Source organism: Reichenbachiella sp. (assembly GCF_039941815.1).
Lineage (GTDB): Bacteria > Bacteroidota > Bacteroidia > Cytophagales > Cyclobacteriaceae > Reichenbachiella.
In genome coordinates this window covers 1-18,420 of record NZ_JBDVDW010000065.1, presented here as the reverse complement: position 1 = coordinate 18,420, position 18,420 = coordinate 1, and the positions used below count along the sequence as shown (strand labels likewise).

The window sequence follows — 18,420 nt, the reverse complement described above, 5'->3', positions numbered from 1 at the left end:
TATAGCGAAGATTTTCCCTAAAGTAAGCAAACCGAAACCGAGGGTGGGTTACATTCTACAGACCCACCCTTTAAAACTAATGAATTCTTTCACCTATTCAACCAATACTAAATAGTAGTAAGACTATACAGTTACTATATAAGGTGTATTGCTTGAAGGGGCCTAGGTAATGTTGCCTCCGTTTTTTTGTGAAATCAAAAAAGACTGTCCTTTTAAGACAGCCTCTTTCTCTAGAATGCAGAATTCACTACCGCACACTACCTTGTTACAAGGATTTTGGTTGTTGTGATCTCTTGATTGTCCTCAATGATTCGCAGCAGGTATAGCCCTGGTTTAAACGATCGAACAATTATTTTTTCATATCCGCTAATGTTTTTACTCAATACCAGAGCCCCACTCAGCTGATAAAACTCCAGATGGGTAATAACGTCTCTGGGACCGTTCAGCTCAATATATTCGTTAGAAGGATTCGGATAAATTCTCCATTTGCTCATCTCATCTCCAATGCCTAAGACAAATTCCGATTCGAAAGACTGCTCAGATTCAGCCGATTTATAGTTCTCATTTCCAGATTGAGTGGCAGTCACCGTTACCGTACCAAAGCTCTCCAGGGTGAGTGTAGTAAGATCAAGTACGGCTGGCCCATCTACACTGAACGAAACTTCGAGTCCTGAGCTTGCCTCTGCGACCAGCTGGAACGGTGCCGATGTCATAGGCAGATCGCTAATGGGCTCAAAGGTGATTTCCTGTTCGGCTTTCTCAATCAAAACCGACCGATCTAACTGAGGCGCAGGGTTGAAGGTCTCATCTCCAGCTTGTGTAGCTCTCAGCACGACTGTACCTGCGCCGGTCAAGGTCAGCACCAGATCATCTAATGTTGCGGGGCCACTCACCACGGTCAGATTGACGTCCAACCCTGATGAAGATGATGCCCCCAGCAAAAGGGGGTCATCTCCAAAGGTCAGGTTCTCAGGTGGATCAAAAGTAATCGTCTGTGCTGATTTGTTTACGTCCATTACATTGAATGAAAGCGAAGTACTGGCAGGCAGATAATCGTCGTTACCAGCCTGAGAGATCTCAATGTCTACCACACCGGTAATTCCTGTCAAGGTCACAGTCTGCTGAGATACAGTGGCAGGGCCAGAGGTCACCTCGTAGACCAGATCTAGTTCGCTAGTGGTACTCGCCACTAGATCGAAAGGATCGTCATCTATGTATTTGTCTTCAACAGACTCAAAGGTAATCTCCTGTTCGATTGGTGCGACTGGCTCAATGACCGGTTCACCTGCCGACCAGAGCACGGCGTTTCTGATCATTTGTGCATAAGTGCTATTCCTATTTACATTTTCTTTCCTTTCTCCGAGTGCCATATATACGACTTTGCCCATTGTACCATCTTCGTTGCCATCATAGATATGAGTAAATCCTGTGGGCCTGGATTGTGAGGTTTCTCCCTGTGGGGGATTGGCACTATTTGAAAACAAAGGAGTAAGCGTATTGACTCCTCTTCCTATTGGAATATCACCGGTATAATCAAAGTTGATATAAAGCTCATCATATACTGAAATATAGGGCAAGGTGGAATAGGGTGTATTGGCATGTGACGGTAGCGGATCTGAATCCCAAACTTCCGGATGTACACTTACGTCGTCATACCCGATCAGATAGCTGGATATAAAATGCCCATGATCAGTAGCATATAGACCAAAATTTGTGAGGTTGGCCGCCCATCCATTGAGCGTGGATTGTGCGCCGAACAGCTCGGTGACTAATACATCTTTGTTTTGACCTTCGTGCATGTCATTGTAGAGGGCATGATGTAGTCCAATCACTCCACCGCCTTGGTCTGCAAAGGTCACTATGGCCTGGAGCATCTCGTCGGTGAGATAATTTGACCAGTGCTTGAAAAAAACCACAACTTTATAATCAGAAAGATAGCTCAGTACCTCCTCTTCATCATTTGGGTCGAACGGCAACTCCTCATCCGATAGATCTAAATCCTCTGCTGCTATTGAGAAATCATCTGCTAGCTCGTTGGCATCTAATACACTCATGAGATCTACATAGTCAGCAGGCAAATTGTCACCATCTCCATGATTACAGGGTACATCATTGTCCTTGTTACCAGGACCGCAATCATCTGGATCAAGTGGCCCTCCATGGATCACAAGCGTAGCTACGGTTGACTCCTTTTTCTCATCGTCTGGGTAGGTTTCCAGAATATTCAAAAAAGTACGGGCGGCATGTGCCACCGTTTGAGGGTACCAGTCTCGAGTGGTCAGTATTCTATTGGTACCCGCATATCCATCGTCTAGAGAGCTGTGAGGACTGGATATTGTCACCCGGTCATTGGGTCTATAGGTGACATCCAGGTCTGATAGAGTAGTACCAGTTTCAGTTTCAGGATAGCCCGCCGAAATCTCACCTTTCAGCAGGCTAAAACCTAAAACCTCATTTGGATCCGTCGTGTCTGGTACTCTCCAAAAAGCAGCCAGGCTAGCGCCATGACATTGCGCCATCACAGGTTTTCCATTGAGCAGTGCTTCCACGGCCAAATCGTTGAGGTGCTCAGCCGTTTGCTGTACGGTAGTGGCTGACACATTTCTTTCTTCTTCGCCTTGAGCGTCATAGTCACCGTCTACCCGATAAGCCAGCGATCCGGTGCCTCCTACTACTACCAGTCCGACGTAGTCATCCATACTTTCGACGGCCAGCAGTCGGCCGGTTGTTTCCCCTAAGGAAAGTATGCTGTTGTTGGACTCATCCCAAGACTCCCCAAACAGGCTTAGAAATTGCTGTTGAAACTCGGAATAGCTGCTACCGGATAGGTCATTAGCTGTATGTATTAAATCATTATAAGGCGACATATACATGGAGAAGTCCATAGTCGATGCGCTTCGGACATCTACTGTATACCCAGCAGCTTCCAGCGCTTCCTTCATCACGATGTATTCAGAGTAGTATGTCTGCTCATGGGCTACAAACATGAGTACGGTCTCAGCGAATGCTGTGGTTGAACTCAACGAAAGACCCGTCATCAAAATTCCAAAAAAGAGACTTTTAGTGTAATTCATAGTTGTGGATTAGTTTTTTATTGATCTTCAGCTCTGATATGTATTTGCATGGTTTCGTTGATGGTGCTTTCAAAACCGGTGTCAAATTCGTTTTCTTCCCATCTGCCTCCCTGAAGCTTTATCCATACCCGATGACTATTTTTATCCTGCCACCAGGTCTCTCCGGTAGAAGCCACCACCTCTGTAAGAGATCCTACCTCTTCATAGACATGATAATTATTCGGATTTCTTTCTTGCTGTATAAAAACTACGGGATCTATTGTACCATCGAATTGTACACCTATCACTTGAGTATCTGAGGTCTCCATCATATTTTCCACCTCCATCAGAAAGTCAGTAGGATGATTGGATTCATCTGGAAATGTGAGTTCATAGATGCCATCTGGCGAGGTAGCAAAGTCTCTCATGTGCTGTAGCGTCCATTCGGGTTGGGCGGTATTGACTTCCCAGGTACCCACCACAGTAGAAAGTGTCAGATCATCGCCAGCATATCTATCGACACGAATTCCCATAAGATCAAAATCTGGAGAGCTTTGCGGGGGCGTAAAACCTACCCCGTGTAGTACAAATGCTGCAAAACCATAAAAGGGACCAGGAACACTTACACCTCCTGCTATATCTGTCCCAAGTGTAATGATATCTACCTCTTTTCCATAGGTAAGAAAGGGCGTATCGTATACAAAATAATTGTCTTCCGGGCCCCAAAACCCATAGGGGTCCCAGAGTGCACTGGCCAGAGTGAAATAGGGATCGGTGGATTGTAACTTGACTCCAGGATGTGAATTCACAAACAGATTGTTGGTATTTCTCACCATTCCTTTATCCACCGCCCTTAAGTAATAGTCATCCGAGGCAAAAATTCCCGCTCTATCATGTTCGGTAACCTCAAAATTAACCAGGATATTATTTTTCATGCTAAAGGCACTATGATAGGTAGCGAATGCAGTCGGCGCAGAGGAGGCATTAAACTGAAAATCTGCGATATCCGGTCTGCCGGTTCCGTTCATCATAAAATTGAGGCTGGTGCCTATGATCAGGCCTCTTTCTATGACACCGTCGGCACCAGATCCGGCGAAAAATCTACCGCAATTGTCGGCTGAGACAAATTCTATCATATCTGTCCATACCCCACGATCCCACGATCCATTGTCCATATTTTTCCAGGTATGAAAGCGTGATAGGGTGAATCTGCGCAAGCGATCACCGGTATTGGTATTGACATCAGTCCTTCCATCCGTGGTGGACCAATATTGCAGTGGAAAGGTGTTGCCCTCATCATCCATCTGAGGGTCGTCCAGATGCAGTCCATCGTTTCTATTGGAGTGTGCTGTATTACCATCAAATTCACCAAAAAGAAGACGGTTGGGCCTGAGAAGTAGACCATCGTCTGCCAGTACTTGTGAAGCCGCACCAAAGGGCTGGTCGGGGAAAGCAAGCCAATAGCCGAAGGTCTGACAATCGGCAGCCACATTGTTGGTCACGATATTGTCCGGATTAGCGATCCAAAATCCAGAAGAGCCGAAGTCACCCACTTCGTGCTCCATGAGTTGAGTGCCAAACGCCGGGTTTCGAACATGCAGTATCAGATTGCCATCTATCACGTTTCTTCGTTCTACCGCATCCTCGGTGAATACGCCATGGCCACGTACATCAAAGACGATGTTGTCACTTACTTCTACTCCGTTGGTAGCATGAATGACTATGCCTCTGTTGGCAGAAGAATTGATTGTGTTTTTTCTAAAAAACTGACCTGTGGCATCAGTCAGGGTTTCAGTACCTGCATAGCTGAGCACATGCCAGTGAAAAGGGTATCTTCTAAGTCTTCCCCGCTGACCAGCACGTTTAAATTCCACCCCTTCTACATGAGCTGAGCCATTGGGCATGATCATGGTGTGCACCCCAAAGCCTTCCGTCTGCCAGAGGTCATCATCAGGCGATTGGATAACAATATTTCTTGTCAAATGACCGACCTCAGCCCGCTCGTCAAGTACAAGCGGAGTAGCAGTAGTCTCAGTATCTGCGATTGGTGGAGTGACCACTTGTGAAGAAGATAAGCTCAAGCCGTCGTCGACAGGATATTGCAGCAGCCCCCACCGATGTGCGTTGAGCGGATCTTCAATTTGCAATTGGTCGTCATTTACACTGGTTAGATTCACTCTTTGCGTCACTGATGCACCAAATCCAGCTTCGTAGTAATCAGTCGGCGCAATCACGATTTCATCTCCTTCCGACCAATCTACCGTCTCTAAAAGGGATAGGTCTTTAGTCCCAGATTCGGCATGGGCATTGATTTTAGTCCAGATCACCTTCGGTGTTTTACCATATAGATCCAGATGCCCGTTCATGACCATAATTCCACGTGTGCCCATTCCCATATTTGAGGCTTCTGTATCGCTGTCATTCAAGGTGATGATGGCTTTGTGCTCAAAAGGTTGGTTGGGCGAACCTATTTTAAAAGTACCCTCTACTACAATCCACTCGCTGGTCAAGGCAAGATCTTGGGTGTCAAACTGCAGAGTTCCTCTTATGGTCAGTCCGCCCAGATTAGGCGTATTTTCATCAAGCAATACAAAGAAATCAGCTGGGATTTCTACTTCGTCTCCAGCCTGTGGTTTGCTTCCTCCCCAGGTATCGGCATCGGACCATAACCTTACGTTTTCTTCACCGAGCACTTGAATCACTTCAGAATAGTGCGGTAGATCACAGCCCACCTCTACGATTTCGGCTCTGTAGAAAAACGGTAATTGATCTGGCTGTACAGTAGCCGAGGCATTTGTAGCTCCAGAGATATTTGTCCAAACTGATTGATCGGGGGATTGCTGCCACTGGATTTCACCACGATATTCATCCGAATGCAGGTCGATTTCATCTCCTAAATTGACTAGTATCGATTGCTGAGCAAAAAGTCCTGACGTAAGGAGCAACAGACCTATCACCCATAGAAATTTCAAGATCTGATTCTGACCAAATATCCGCATATCGAAATCCGTAGCAGTTGTTTCTTTCATCTTTCAATTTTGATTCTGATCGTTTCGGAAGTCCTTTCATTGACGACATGCAACACATAGATTCCAGGTCTTATATCGCGCACGTCTATTTCGGTCATCCGCCGTGTGAGTTGACTTTTGCTGACTATGCGTCCTTGCATGTCCACTAGTCGCGCTTCGGCGTTTGACATGCTGGTTTCAATAACAAAAGCCTCGGTAGTCGGATTAGGGGAAATAGTAAAGTGAGGAGATTTTTCAATACTTGAAATCACCGGGCAGCCTGTACCCTGCCTTACGGCCACTGTCACGGAATGTACCGTTTGTCCGTATAAATGAACGGACGCTAGAAGCATAAATATTGTAATATACCTTTTCATATTTGCACTTTATTAATAGTCCAAATATGAGAGGTAAAGGTCTATTTTGCGATATCCCCAGGGGCTACAAAACGTCTACATATGTAAATAAAAAGTTAAAATCGGTATTTAAGTGCTTCAGAGGACTATTCAGTGAGCAAAGAAGGCGAGTGCTCGAGCTGCCTGATATACTTGTTTAGATCTTGATCTTCTAATAGGTTCAATTTTTTCTTCAACCTATACCTAGCCATTTTCACACTCTTAGCTTCAATATTGAGAAGTGTGGCCATCTCCTGGTTGGCCAGATTCATTCGGATAAGTGCGCACAGCCGAACCTCACTCTGGGTAAGGTTTTCATGATGTGATTTCAGAATATCAAAGAATTGACCATGCACCTCACTGAAATAAGTATTAAAATTCTCCCAGTCTTTTTCCTGCGCCTTATTTATGTTGATCACATTTTTGATCTTTTGTTTTCCAACCCCTTCAAGATCTGTCAAGTGCTGTTCTATTTCTTCAAGTCCATTTTTATGATGGATCATATGCAAGGTATGAGCTGAGAGCTGTGCGATTTTTTTGTCCAATTCTAGCTTAAGAGCCATCTTTTCCTCCTCGAGCTTCTGTTGTTTGAGTTTAGCTCTTGATCTAAAATTGATAAACGCTAATAATGCGATAATGCCCAATCCAGAACCGCCAACCACTAAGGATAGCACCCTGTATTGCTGGATTAGATTCTCTTTATTTAATGAATCAATCTCATGTTGTTTTTTGAGTGTCTCAAGTTTTATTCGCTGGTCGGTGATAGCGTCATTTCTTCGTTCACGACTGATGGTGTCGGCATAAGCCATTGAGTACCCGGCATATTCATATGCTTCTTCAAATCTTTTTTGTTCTCCAAGCACGGTACTCAAAAATTCGCTAGCCTCTGCCAGATATTGACGATTATTAGCTGGCTTCGCTTCCTGCCATCCGATCTTAAGGTAGTATTCGGCGCTGTCCAGCATACCCAATCCAAAATAGTTTTTGCCCAATTCGACATTGACAGTAGATACCGTCCGTGACTGCAGTGCTGGTGACTCCAATGCTTCTCGCAAATAGCTGATCGCCAATCTGTGTTCTTTCTTCTGAAAATAGATGTTACTTAAGTTGATTCCCGCACTCATCCTACTCCTGATATTGTTCGTGGCCACAGAGATGTCGTAGCTTTTCTTATAATAATAAAGCGCACTGTCCGTCATTCCCTGAAGGTTATAAGCACCTCCAATTCCAGTATATGGGCTATGATCATTTTCACTACTTTTCAACTTTAGTGACAATCGATAGTGATCTATGGCCTTGTCATAACTACCCTGTCGCATATATACGTTGGCAATATTGTGCAAGTCACTACCACTTTCTGATTCAAGCCCATTGACCAGTTTATGATCGTAGGCTTCAATAAACCATTCTAGTGCCTCAGAATAATTTCCCTGCATCCCTTGACAAATGCCAATTCCGCTCAAGCAGTAGCTCACAAAAAGAGCTGAATCTTTACGATCAAATATTTCTTTGGCGATCAAATATTCCTGTTTCGATGCGATATAGTCTGCCTTGTGTTGATATCCTTTTGCCAGGTACCAATGCGCCATTCCGCTTTCAAACAAGTCTTGGTCCAGAGACTCTATTTGGTTTTTCAAAATGAATATGGAAGTATCCAAGCGACTTAGATTGTTGTATGCAGCGCCGATATACACTTGTGCCAAGGAAAGTGATTCTTCTTCTTTTTCAGTTTTTGCAATATGATAAGCATTTTGGGCAAGCAGTAAAGCACTATCTCTAACCGATCGTTGGTTATGCGCTTTGGCTAGTGCCTCTTCAAATTTGGAGGACTGACACCATGAAGTATTAGAAATAAATAATAGAAGTATGGGCAGAAATACATTCTTTGACATAGTAACAGGTAGATAACAAATTTGGGATTACAAGAAGAATGCGCAATTCGAAGATAGCAAAATATTCTAATCTGCCTAAAAACGCTATTCTAATACTTACTTTTTCTTAAAACCGTATGGGCAATGCTTGCAACCATTTTTGCAGCAATACCCTCTTTTGAGATGATAGGCTTGAGTGAAAACCATGAGCCCTTGCTCATTGAAGTAATAGTCCTCAGATTCTTCAGGATTTGATTTGTTATCTATGTTTTTCTGACTCAAAGCAAAAGGCTTTCTTTTGTGTTATTCGAAAAGCTTTACCTAATTTTGCACGAAATTAATGAGTTCTATATAAAGAACTCATTTTTGATATAACAACCCAAAATTTTCGATTATGGTGAAAGAACTTACAAGCGAGCAGGCTATAGCCTTAGAGGATAAATACGGTGCTCACAATTATCATCCGCTGCCAGTAGTGCTCTCAAGAGGAGAAGGCGTCTATGTATGGGATTTAGAAGGCAAGAAATATTATGACTTTCTTTCAGCATACTCTGCAGTAAACCAGGGACATTGTCATCCCAAAATTGTTAATGCCTTGACAGAACAAGCTCAAACGCTGACCCTGACCTCTAGGGCATTTTACAATGATGTGCTGGGTGAGTATGAAAAGTATATGTCTGATTATTTTGGGTTCGACAAAATATTGCCAATGAACACTGGGGCTGAGGCTGTAGAAACTGCCATCAAACTGACCAGAAAGTGGGCTTATGAGGTGAAAGGCACTCCTGAAAACCAGGCTAAAATTATTGTCTGCGAAGACAATTTCCACGGCCGGACGACCACGATCATTTCGTTCTCGAATGACGAAGTAGCACAGAAAAATTTCGGCCCCTATACAGGTGGATTCGTAAGGATCCCTCACAATGACATCAACGCACTAAAAGAAGCACTAAAAGACGAAAATGTAGCTGGATTTCTCGTGGAGCCTATCCAAGGTGAAGCTGGCGTTTTTGTACCAGACGATGGCTATTTGACTGCAGCTAGAGAAGCTTGTAAGGAAGCCAATGCCTTGTTTATTGCAGACGAGGTACAAACTGGAATCGCCAGAACAGGAAGAATTCTAGCCTGTGATCATGAAGAGGTGAAGCCGGACATAGTCATCATGGGTAAAGCGCTCTCAGGTGGAGTCTATCCAGTATCTGCAGTGATGGCCGACAATCATATCATGGATGTAATCAAACCGGGACAACATGGCTCTACATTCGGAGGAAACCCTATCGCCGCCAAAGTGGCGATGGCTGCTTTAGATGTAGTAAAAGAAGAAAAACTCGCTGAAAATTCTCAACACTTAGGAGAAATTTTCAGAACTCGAATCAACAAGTTTATTGAGACTACTGATTTGGTAACCGCGGTAAGGGGTAAGGGATTGCTAAATGCAATTATCATCAATGATACTCCAGAGAGTTCAACTGCCTGGGACATCTGTATGGCTCTCCGTGACAACGGTCTGCTTGCCAAGCCTACGCACGGTAATATCATTCGTTTTGCCCCTCCTTTGGTAATGACTGAGGAGCAGCTTCACGAATGTTGTGATATCATCGAAAAGACTATTCGCACATTCGAAAAGTAAAATTCTCGGACAAGGTTTATAGTCGCGACTAAGAGAGGCTGTCTTTAAAATGACTCTTCCTGTTATTCAATTATTGGCAGGAAGAATCACTTTAGGGAGAGCCTCTTTTTTTATGCCTCCAGGAAATATTTGATGATATCGGTAGTGGTCACAATGCCAACAATACCGTTTTCATCAAGTACCGGAAGGGCATGAAACTCTTGTTCGGTAAAAATCTGAGCGGCCTCTCGGATGGTCTGGTCTTGCCCGATAACCACTGGATTGTGTTTCATTACCTGATTGATGGAGAGCATATCGAAAATGGCTTCATCTGCACCTTCCTGTCCTTCTCCAAAAGTATTTCCAAAACTTATCCTAAGAATATCAGTTTGACTGATGATACCTACCAGCTCTGTACCTGATACTACTGGTAAGTGTCGGATATGATTATTAGCAATGATTTCATTGACTTCGCGCAAAGACTGATTGACATTGACGGTCAAAACGTCTTTGGTCATGATTGTGGCTATGTTTTCCCTTTTTTTCATCTGATCTAAATTTTAATTCTGGTATGAAAATAGTTCAGAAAAGAGGTAGGACTCAGGCTACTGATCAGTCAAAAAAGTGATACATATCAACTTACGAACTGAATCGGACTTAAATTTTGCTCTTTAAAAATTCGGTCAGGACACCCAGCCCATTCTTGAGGGAGTCATTGTTGTTGGGTATGATGATATCGGCATCCTGCTTGAACGGTTTGATATATTTTCTGAAGGTCGGCATCACATGCTTGTCGAACCTATAGAGTACATCGTCAAGATCATACCCTCGCTCCTTAGCATCTCTTAGAATTCTCCTTTTCAGCATCAGAAAATCCTTGGCATCTACGAATACCTTAAGGTCAAGCTGAGACATTACCTCCTTGAGATAAAAAACAAAAATCCCTTCTACCACGATGATTGCTGAAGGTTTAAAGGTGAGCATTTTTGGCGTTACCTTGGGATTGTTGAATGTATATTCGAGGCGGGTCACTGTTTCCCCTCTTTTCAATTTGGCCACATCTGAGGCGAACGCTTTCTGATCAATAGACTCAGGTTTATCAAAATTTTGAACCCCGTTTTTGTCTCTTGGCTGCTCCTCCCGTGGTCGGTAATAGTTGTCTTGTGAAACAATACACAAATCAGATTCGTCAAATGATTTACGGAGCTCGTTCAAAAGCAACGTCTTGCCTGAGGCACTTCCGCCTGTGATTCCTACAATATATGGAGTGGGCATGAATAGAATAATTGGTTCCCGATAAAAAAGATATGCAATTTTAGATAAAATACTGACTAGCGCTAAAGAATTGAAATCCAAAAATCCAAGATTCTTTTAAATAGAAGGATTATTTCATGAATCGGCTAGATTAAAATACGATGCTGTGATAAACACTTTAATTTTTTAACTTTATACAAAAATAATTACAACTATGAGTACAGATCATCAAGGACAAGTTGAAAAAATATTAAAAGAGCTGGGTAAAAAGATAGACGATTTGATCGTGGAAGCTAAGGACGCCAAAGACGATATCCGCGAAGAGGTGGAAGAGAAGATCAAGGATTTGAAAAATAAAAAAAGCAAGCTAGACGAAGAGTATCAGTCATTCAAAGAAAAGAATGAAGGAAAATGGGATGAGATCAAAACTCACCTGAGCTCAGCTGCGGAAGAAATAAAAATGGCTGCAGAAGCCGCTTTTAGAAAAAAGGGGTAAACGGCTCATAGGATTGGGTTAGTTTTGCGGAAAATTATTTATCCATATGCCTCCAATTGCCCTTTCTGTAGAGAAGCTTTCCAAAAGCTTCAACGACAAACAACTTTTTGAAAATATCACCTTCGGGATCGATCAGGGCCAAAAAGTGGCACTCGTAGGAGTGAATGGTTGTGGTAAGTCTACTCTGCTCAGTATCGTTGCCAAAAAAATGAACCCGGACGAAGGCGTAGTTTCCTTTCAGCGGGACCTAAAAGTCTCTATTCTGGAGCAATCTCCCGATTTGAGCGGGTATCATACTGTACTTGATTCTATCACTGGTGGAGAACATCCTGAGGCTAAAGTGCTCAGTGAATATTGGAAGCTTATAGAAAACCCTGAGCCTTCTGACAAAGAACAACTCAGGATGCAGGAGCTCATCGAAAGGATCGACAGCCTGAACGCCTGGGATTATGAGCATCGGCTCAAAGAAATACTCGGCAAACTGGGGATCAATGACCTCTCCCATCCAATCAAAGATATGTCCGGTGGTCAACAAAAAAGAATAGCGCTTGCCAAAGCACTTCTTGATGAACCCGACTTCCTGGTGCTGGATGAACCTACCAACCACTTGGATCTGGACATCATCGAATGGATGGAAGAATACTTATCCTCTCAGAATCTTGCCATACTAATGGTGACTCACGACCGATATTTTCTTGATAAAGTCTGCAATCAAATACTCGAAATCGATCAGGGTCAGATTTTTAAATACAACGGCAACTACAGTAACTATCTTGAAAAAAAATCTGAGCGCGAAGATTGGCAGCAACAGGCTAAAGACAAGGCTAAAAATCTACTCTCTAAAGAGTTGGACTGGATGCGTAGACAACCAAAAGCTCGAGGCACTAAGGCGAAATATAGAATAGATGCCTTCTACGAGACTAAAGACAAGGCCAATGTAAACCTGAATAAATCAGAACTTGAAATAAAAATAAGCGGTAAAAGACAAGGCAAGAAGATTCTTGAACTCAACAAAATCTCCAAATCATTTGGAGGCAATCCAATCTTCAAAGACTTCTCCCACATTTTTACAAGAGGAGAGAAAGTAGGAGTAGTAGGAAAAAATGGCACAGGCAAATCTACCTTTCTCAACGTACTTACCGGGGTACTGCCGGCTGACTCTGGCAGTCTGGACAAGGGCATCAATACTTCGTTTGGTTATTATACTCAAGACACGATCCAGGAGGACGGTACCAAGACTGTGATTGATGCAATCAGAGAAATCGCCGAAGTGATCACGCTAGAAGACGGTAGCACGGTCACTGCCTCTCAGCTTCTCAATCAATTTTTGTTTCCTCCTAAATCGCAATACTCTCATATCTCAAAGCTGAGTGGGGGAGAAAAAAGAAGGCTACAGCTGCTCAAAGTGCTGATGGCCAACCCTAATTTTCTCATTCTGGATGAGCCTACCAACGATCTGGACATTGTTACTTTAAATATCCTGGAAGACTATTTGGAGAATTTTGGCGGATGCCTCTTGATTGTCTCTCACGATAGGTATTTTATGGACAGACTTGTGGATCACCTCTTCGTATTGGACGATTCGACCGAAATCCAGGATTACCACGGTAACTACACCGACTATAGACTCGAGCCACCTACAAAAAAAAGCTCTCCAGCTACGGTTCATGCAACAAAGGAAGAGCCGAAACAAAAGTCTGCTGAGAAAAGAAAATTAAACTATAAGGAGAAGCAGGAATTTGAATCAATAGAAAAGGAGATGCCAAAGCTCGAAGGACGAAGGACAGAACTGGAAGCTCTGCTCATATCTGGGGAGACTGATCATGTAGTGCTCACGGAGTGGTCTGGTGAAGTAGAAAAAATCAATGCTCAGCTGGATGAAATGGAGATGAGATGGCTCGAATTATCCGAACTAGATTAAGTACGGTAAAAGCCTGAATAGACCGCTCAGCAAGAATATTTTACCGGCTAGCAATATTGTCTTATTTTCGTCCCAACATTAAAAATTATAAATGATGACAAAATCAGCAATCAACTCCTTCCTAGCCGCTATGATTCTGTTTGCATGTAGCAAACCACAAGAAACAGCCCCTACCGAACCAGACTATAAGGCGCAAGCTGAAGCACTGGCCAAAAAATTTATTATCACGGATGGACATATCGATTTGCCATACAAGTTGGCCGAAGAAGGCTACATGGCTAAAGGTGAATTGCCTGATTTAAGTGGACTGGTCGATGGCAACTTCGATTTTGCCAAAGCCTCAAAAGGTGGACTAGACGCACCATTTATGTCTATTTACATTCCTGCCTCGCTTCAAAAGACGAATGGAGCGTCGAAAACGATGGCCGATTCTTTGATCAGTATGGTGGAACGGATAACCACTACATATCCCAACCATTTTGCACTAGCTGGTGGACCGGCGGACGTTCAAAAGAATTTTGAGCAAGGTCTTATTTCTCTGCCTATGGGCATGGAAAACGGTTCTGGTATAGAAGACAACCTTGAGAATATAAAATATCTATTTGACCGTGGCATTCGCTATATCACACTGACACATTCTAAGGACAACTTGATCTGTGATTCTTCCTACGACCCTAGTCGGACTTGGAACGGTCTTAGCCCATTTGGCCGAGAAGTGGTCAAAGAAATGAACGCACAAGGCATCATGGTTGATATTTCGCATGTATCGGATAGTACATTCTATCAAGTGATGGAGATGACGGATGTGCCGTCTATTGCTTCTCATTCCTCAGTAAGGAAATTTACGCCAGGATTCGAAAGGAATATGAGCGATGATATGATCAAAAAATTGGCTGCTAACAAAGGTGTCATTCAGATAAATTTTGGCTCTACGTTCTTACTTGGCAAATCACTTCTTAAATATGATACGCTAAAGGTGGTGAAAAAAGAGTACATGGCACAAAATCCAGAAGCTTCGGATTCTGCCTGGGCGGTATATGAGAATGATTGGATGGAGTCCAATGATTTCTTTGCTGACGTAAAGGATGCTGCTGATCACATCGATCATGTAGTGAATTTGGTAGGTGTAGATTACGTAGGATTTGGCTCAGATTACGACGGAGTGGGCAATTCGCTACCTACCGGTCTAAAAACCTCGGCTGACTATCCTAAGTTGATCGAAGAACTGCTGAGAAGAGGATATTCAGAAGAAGACATTGAGAAGATCTGCTATAAAAACGTATTCCGAGTTTGGGATGCCGTCCTGACTGCGGCAGGCAAGAACTAAATCAAACCGATCACATTTATGTAAAAGAGTGTCCGTATTCGAGACACTCTTTTTTGTTTTATTTTCTTTTTTACTCATAACTATCTGTAAAACAATGTCTTGAAAAAGTTGGCACAGCTATTGTAAAAATTCTTGCAAGGTCAAAAACTCAAACTTTACTCTAGAATTTAAACTTGCCGTGATGAAGACTTTTGATTCCAGATATTCTAAGATACTCCTGATACTATTAGGAGTGCTTGCGGCTATCATTATTGGTTTCCAATCCAGCGCGGTAGGTTTCGATTCTGATTCTCAGCTTTCCAATCCTTCAATGGACGCTTTGGAGAATCCAACACCATCATTTGACCCTTCTGGCAGTTTGCCATATAAGCTACTCAGCCTCTTGAAATAAATAATTAAAAGCTCCGAGTATTTTTCGATTGATTAAAGAATGATAAATTAGTAATCAAACAGACAAATTATGACTAGACGACTCACAAGATCCTCTGACCGCATGCTAGCCGGTGTATGTGGCGGCATCGCAAACTATTTTGACTTGGACCCCACGCTAGTAAGAATTGGCTATGTAATACTTTCGATATGTTCCATCGGATTTCCCGGAATGTTGGTTTATGCTATCCTATGGCTGATCATGCCAGACCTATAGGGTCTAGGACATTTTCGAATAAGTATTGATCCACCGCTCAGGGATCTCACCCTTAGTTGCCAATTCGTAGTCAGCAAAATCGCAAGGCACGATATAATGTCGATCGTAGATTCCAATATGTGTGGCGTTGGGTACTTCCATCCACCACTTATCAGAAAGTCTACTTTTGTAAAAAACTATGGACTCAGGATCAGCGTCCATGGAGACTACATATTTCATATAGTCGTTGGTCTGAAATCCTTTTTCGTCTTTTCTATTTTTAAACCCTTCAATAAAATACCAGAGCATCGTAGCCACGACCATGGCGCTTGGGTTTTCGGCAGTCTCCTTTTCGGGGTTGTACTCGTAGATCCCAACAGAGCTTAGTTTATCATTCATGCCAGCATACCACATGATCTGGCACGCTTCTTCCCCCGTAAGCCCGAATATTTCGCTGCGATTGCCTCCAGGGCAATAGATAGATTGAATGGCCGACAGATCAAAGCTGAGCATATCTGCTTCTCTAATTAAGGGTTCCATTCTTTTGATATCATCTCTCATGGCTCCCAAGCGGATCGGGATAAAATTGAGCTGCTCGAGTACTTTGGTAGCATTCGCGTTGACGAGATAGGACTGATGAGCGAGTTGGCTATAGTTAAACAGGTAGTTGGGCTCATGTGTAAAAATCTTGTGAACATGGTTCTCATTCGGTTGAGAATTGGTTGTGTCATTCAGATCAAATCTTGAATCGACGCTGAGAATACTCACCATTTTCTCTTCTTCTTCGTATGCCCAATATTGCCCCAGGTCCAAATCATGGGACCCGCCTAACAGAATTGGCAAGATATCATTTGACATGAGATAATGACAGACACTTTGGATACGCTTATAGGTTTCTTCCAGGTCGGGACCGTTGCGTAGATTGCCTAGATCTACTACGTTGCAGCTTCCCTCTCCTTTCTTTAGACTGTATAGTTTTTCTCTAATCAGCTTTACCCCGGTCTCCTCCAACGCCTGACTACCTCTGGTTTCTTTCAATCCTATAATTGCCACATCCATCAGCTTCAATTCGGGCATTTTGTTTTCATTCAGGTAAACTGAATGGATAAAAGAATCGCTCGAAAATTTTTGGTTTGACAGGCTCGGGTCAACGGGATCGAAAAAGAGCTTTAAGTCCATAGCACAGGCATTGTTTTAGTGATGTCCAGATCAAAACTACATAAAAAAACCCTGACTCCCGATAGTAATCGAGACGTCAGGGTTTCCTTTATTTTTATTCGATGGGATGTGTTAACTATCCTCCAAAATCGTCAAATGCTACGTTCTCATCAGGCACTCCCCAATCATCACACATCTTGAGTACGGCCTGGTTCATCATTGGAGGTCCACAGAAATAGAATTCTATATCTTCTGGAGAATCGTGTTGTTTCAACTGATGGTTGATCACTGCATCATGTACGAATCCTAAGAAGCCATCGCCTTCTTTATCATCTATTGATTTCTTTTCTACCCAATTGTCTTCAGGAAGTGGCTCCGACAAGACGATCTCGAATTGGAAATTAGGGAATTCTTTTTCGATTTGTCTGAAATCCTCTTCGTAGAATAATTCTCTCTTAGATCTACCTCCGTACCAGTAAGTCACTTTTCTTCCTGTCTTCAAGGTGTGGAACAAGTGGAATAGGTGAGATCTCATCGGTGCCATACCAGCTCCTCCTCCTACATAAATCATCTCTGCAGGAGTCTCTTTGATGAAAAATTCTCCGTAGGGTCCTGAGATAGTCACTTTGTCACCAGGTTTTCTTGAGAAGACATAAGAAGAACAGATACCCGGATTTACGTCCATCCATGCATTTTTTGCTCTATCCCACGGTGGAGTGGCAATCCTGATCGTAAGCATCACAATATTTCCTTCTGCCGGGTGGTTTGCCATAGAATACGCTCGGAAGATTTCCTCGTCGTTTTTCATTTTCAAATCCCATAGACCAAACTTATCCCAATCTTCCTTGAATTTGTCCGGACCTGCTGGATCTGCTGGGTCTGGCGCGATATCAATGTCTTTGAAATCAACTTCTATTTTAGGTACGTCGATTTGAATATATCCCCCAGCCTCGAAATCAAGATTTTCTCCTTCTGGGAGCCTTACGATAAATGCTTTGATAAAAGTGGCAACATTGTAATTAGAGATCACTTCGCATTCCCACTTCTTGATACCGAATATTTCTTCAGGTATTTCGATATTCATGTCTTCTTTCACTTTCACCTGGCATGCGAGTCTGACATTTTCTTTTTGTTCCGTGCGGCTCAGATGACCCACTTCCGTAGGCAATACATCTCCACCACCGTCGATGACCTTACACTTACACATGGCGCAAGTACCTCCGCCGCCACAAGCCGAAGGCAAGAATATCTTCTGTCCACTCAAGGTTGACAGTAGCGTAGATCCTGCAGACGCGATCACGGGACTACCCGTATCACCGTTGATGGTGATGTTTACATCTCCTGACTGGACAAGTTTGGATTGGGCAAAAAGCAGAATAAATACCAATAGCAAAATTACGATTGTAAAGGCCACTATTGATGTAAATATGATAAAGGACATCTCTCTCTAATTAAAATTTTCCGTCTCTAATTTTCAGGCACAAATATAAAAGAATAAATAGTAAAAAAACCCTGTCGAATACCCATTTAAATGGGCATTCTAAGCAATTAATTACTTTTAGCCTGAAATATGCATTAGATAATCTATTCCAATCATAAAGCACTTTGAAATAGACACTTAACATATATTTATTGAATCACCATAGCGGTGCTATGCCTCTTCAATATAAGTGCCTCTTTCTTTGCGCTTTATGCTTTCATCA

Annotated in this window: 15 protein-coding genes; 6 read left to right on the top strand and 9 right to left on the bottom strand. The window is 42.9% G+C overall.

The features are described 5' to 3' along the window. Window positions 1–257 precede the first annotated feature (257 nt). From ABJF11_RS17125 to ABJF11_RS17105, 5 genes are all read right to left on the bottom strand, one after another. Window positions 258–3,074, bottom strand: a complete 2,817-nt coding sequence (locus ABJF11_RS17125) for a ThuA domain-containing protein (RefSeq protein ID WP_348121310.1) — start codon at window positions 3,072–3,074, stop codon at window positions 258–260. Between the two features lie 17 nt (window positions 3,075–3,091). Continuing rightward, entirely contained in the window at window positions 3,092–6,082 is a 2,991-nt protein-coding gene (locus tag ABJF11_RS17120) for a G8 domain-containing protein (protein WP_348121309.1), read from the bottom strand. After that, window positions 6,079–6,438, bottom strand: coding sequence for a T9SS type A sorting domain-containing protein (locus ABJF11_RS17115; RefSeq protein ID WP_348121308.1), 360 nt, complete (start codon window positions 6,436–6,438; stop codon window positions 6,079–6,081). Before ABJF11_RS17115 ends, ABJF11_RS17120 begins: the two co-directional genes overlap by 4 nt. A gap of 125 nt (window positions 6,439–6,563) precedes the next feature. Then, window positions 6,564–8,348, bottom strand: a complete 1,785-nt coding sequence (locus ABJF11_RS17110; protein ID WP_348121306.1) for a tetratricopeptide repeat protein — start codon at window positions 8,346–8,348, stop codon at window positions 6,564–6,566. Between the two features lie 96 nt (window positions 8,349–8,444). Beyond that, on the bottom strand, window positions 8,445–8,609 hold the full coding sequence (locus ABJF11_RS17105; RefSeq protein WP_348121305.1) for a DUF5522 domain-containing protein: 165 nt from the start codon (window positions 8,607–8,609) through the stop codon (window positions 8,445–8,447). Between the two features lie 112 nt (window positions 8,610–8,721). On the opposite strand from ABJF11_RS17105, the gene rocD reads away from it, so the two are divergent. Further along, on the top strand, window positions 8,722–9,957 hold the full coding sequence (gene rocD, locus ABJF11_RS17100; RefSeq protein WP_348121304.1) for an ornithine--oxo-acid transaminase: 1,236 nt from the start codon (window positions 8,722–8,724) through the stop codon (window positions 9,955–9,957). A gap of 110 nt (window positions 9,958–10,067) precedes the next feature. Here the strand turns inward: rocD and ABJF11_RS17095 are convergent, their stop codons facing one another. Further along, a complete protein-coding gene (locus ABJF11_RS17095; protein WP_348121303.1) occupies window positions 10,068–10,484 on the bottom strand; it encodes a CBS domain-containing protein in 417 nt (138 codons plus the stop codon). Between the two features lie 109 nt (window positions 10,485–10,593). Beyond that, window positions 10,594–11,211 (bottom strand): uridine kinase, encoded by a 618-nt coding sequence (locus tag ABJF11_RS17090; protein WP_348121302.1) that lies wholly within the window; start codon window positions 11,209–11,211, stop codon window positions 10,594–10,596. A 193-nt stretch (window positions 11,212–11,404) separates the two neighbouring features. On the opposite strand from ABJF11_RS17090, the gene ABJF11_RS17085 reads away from it, so the two are divergent. The 5 genes from ABJF11_RS17085 (at window position 11,405) to ABJF11_RS17065 (ending at window position 15,580) form a co-directional block, all read left to right on the top strand. After that, window positions 11,405–11,686, top strand: a complete 282-nt coding sequence (locus ABJF11_RS17085; RefSeq protein ID WP_348121301.1) for a hypothetical protein — start codon at window positions 11,405–11,407, stop codon at window positions 11,684–11,686. A gap of 46 nt (window positions 11,687–11,732) precedes the next feature. Beyond that, complete coding sequence (locus ABJF11_RS17080; protein WP_348121299.1) at window positions 11,733–13,607, top strand: ABC-F family ATP-binding cassette domain-containing protein; 1,875 nt, start codon at window positions 11,733–11,735, stop codon at window positions 13,605–13,607. Window positions 13,608–13,698: 91 nt separating this feature from the next. Then, window positions 13,699–14,934, top strand: coding sequence for a dipeptidase (locus ABJF11_RS17075; protein WP_348121297.1), 1,236 nt, complete (start codon window positions 13,699–13,701; stop codon window positions 14,932–14,934). 181 nt (window positions 14,935–15,115) lie between these two features. Continuing rightward, entirely contained in the window at window positions 15,116–15,325 is a 210-nt protein-coding gene (locus tag ABJF11_RS17070) for a hypothetical protein (RefSeq protein WP_348121296.1), read from the top strand. A 69-nt stretch (window positions 15,326–15,394) separates the two neighbouring features. Beyond that, the gene (locus ABJF11_RS17065) at window positions 15,395–15,580 is read left to right on the top strand and encodes a PspC domain-containing protein (protein ID WP_348121294.1); all 186 of its coding nucleotides are present in this window, start codon (window positions 15,395–15,397) and stop codon (window positions 15,578–15,580) included. Window positions 15,581–15,583: 3 nt separating this feature from the next. On the opposite strand, the gene ABJF11_RS17060 is transcribed toward ABJF11_RS17065, so the two are convergent. After that, entirely contained in the window at window positions 15,584–16,738 is a 1,155-nt protein-coding gene (locus ABJF11_RS17060) for a formimidoylglutamase (protein ID WP_348121293.1), read from the bottom strand. A 115-nt stretch (window positions 16,739–16,853) separates the two neighbouring features. Next, a complete protein-coding gene (gene nqrF / locus ABJF11_RS17055) occupies window positions 16,854–18,158 on the bottom strand; it encodes an NADH:ubiquinone reductase (Na(+)-transporting) subunit F (RefSeq protein WP_348121292.1) in 1,305 nt (434 codons plus the stop codon). Between the last annotated feature and the right edge of the window lie 262 nt (window positions 18,159–18,420).

What these genes read in the sequence shown, in the direction of transcription:
- ABJF11_RS17125 (WP_348121310.1), bottom strand. Translation starts at nt 3,074, where the DNA reads ATGAATTACACTAAAAGTCTCTTTTTTGGAATTTTGATGACGGGTCTT.
- ABJF11_RS17120 (WP_348121309.1), bottom strand. Translation starts at nt 6,082, where the DNA reads ATGAAAGAAACAACTGCTACGGATTTCGATATGCGGATATTTGGTCAG.
- ABJF11_RS17115 (WP_348121308.1), bottom strand. Translation starts at nt 6,438, where the DNA reads ATGAAAAGGTATATTACAATATTTATGCTTCTAGCGTCCGTTCATTTA.
- ABJF11_RS17110 (WP_348121306.1), bottom strand. Translation starts at nt 8,348, where the DNA reads ATGTCAAAGAATGTATTTCTGCCCATACTTCTATTATTTATTTCTAAT.
- rocD (WP_348121304.1), top strand. Translation starts at nt 8,722, where the DNA reads ATGGTGAAAGAACTTACAAGCGAGCAGGCTATAGCCTTAGAGGATAAA.
- ABJF11_RS17095 (WP_348121303.1), bottom strand. Translation starts at nt 10,484, where the DNA reads ATGAAAAAAAGGGAAAACATAGCCACAATCATGACCAAAGACGTTTTG.
- ABJF11_RS17090 (WP_348121302.1), bottom strand. Translation starts at nt 11,211, where the DNA reads ATGCCCACTCCATATATTGTAGGAATCACAGGCGGAAGTGCCTCAGGC.
- ABJF11_RS17085 (WP_348121301.1), top strand. Translation starts at nt 11,405, where the DNA reads ATGAGTACAGATCATCAAGGACAAGTTGAAAAAATATTAAAAGAGCTG.
- ABJF11_RS17080 (WP_348121299.1), top strand. Translation starts at nt 11,733, where the DNA reads ATGCCTCCAATTGCCCTTTCTGTAGAGAAGCTTTCCAAAAGCTTCAAC.
- ABJF11_RS17075 (WP_348121297.1), top strand. Translation starts at nt 13,699, where the DNA reads ATGATGACAAAATCAGCAATCAACTCCTTCCTAGCCGCTATGATTCTG.
- ABJF11_RS17070 (WP_348121296.1), top strand. Translation starts at nt 15,116, where the DNA reads ATGAAGACTTTTGATTCCAGATATTCTAAGATACTCCTGATACTATTA.
- ABJF11_RS17065 (WP_348121294.1), top strand. Translation starts at nt 15,395, where the DNA reads ATGACTAGACGACTCACAAGATCCTCTGACCGCATGCTAGCCGGTGTA.
- ABJF11_RS17060 (WP_348121293.1), bottom strand. Translation starts at nt 16,738, where the DNA reads ATGGACTTAAAGCTCTTTTTCGATCCCGTTGACCCGAGCCTGTCAAAC.
- nqrF (WP_348121292.1), bottom strand. Translation starts at nt 18,158, where the DNA reads ATGTCCTTTATCATATTTACATCAATAGTGGCCTTTACAATCGTAATT.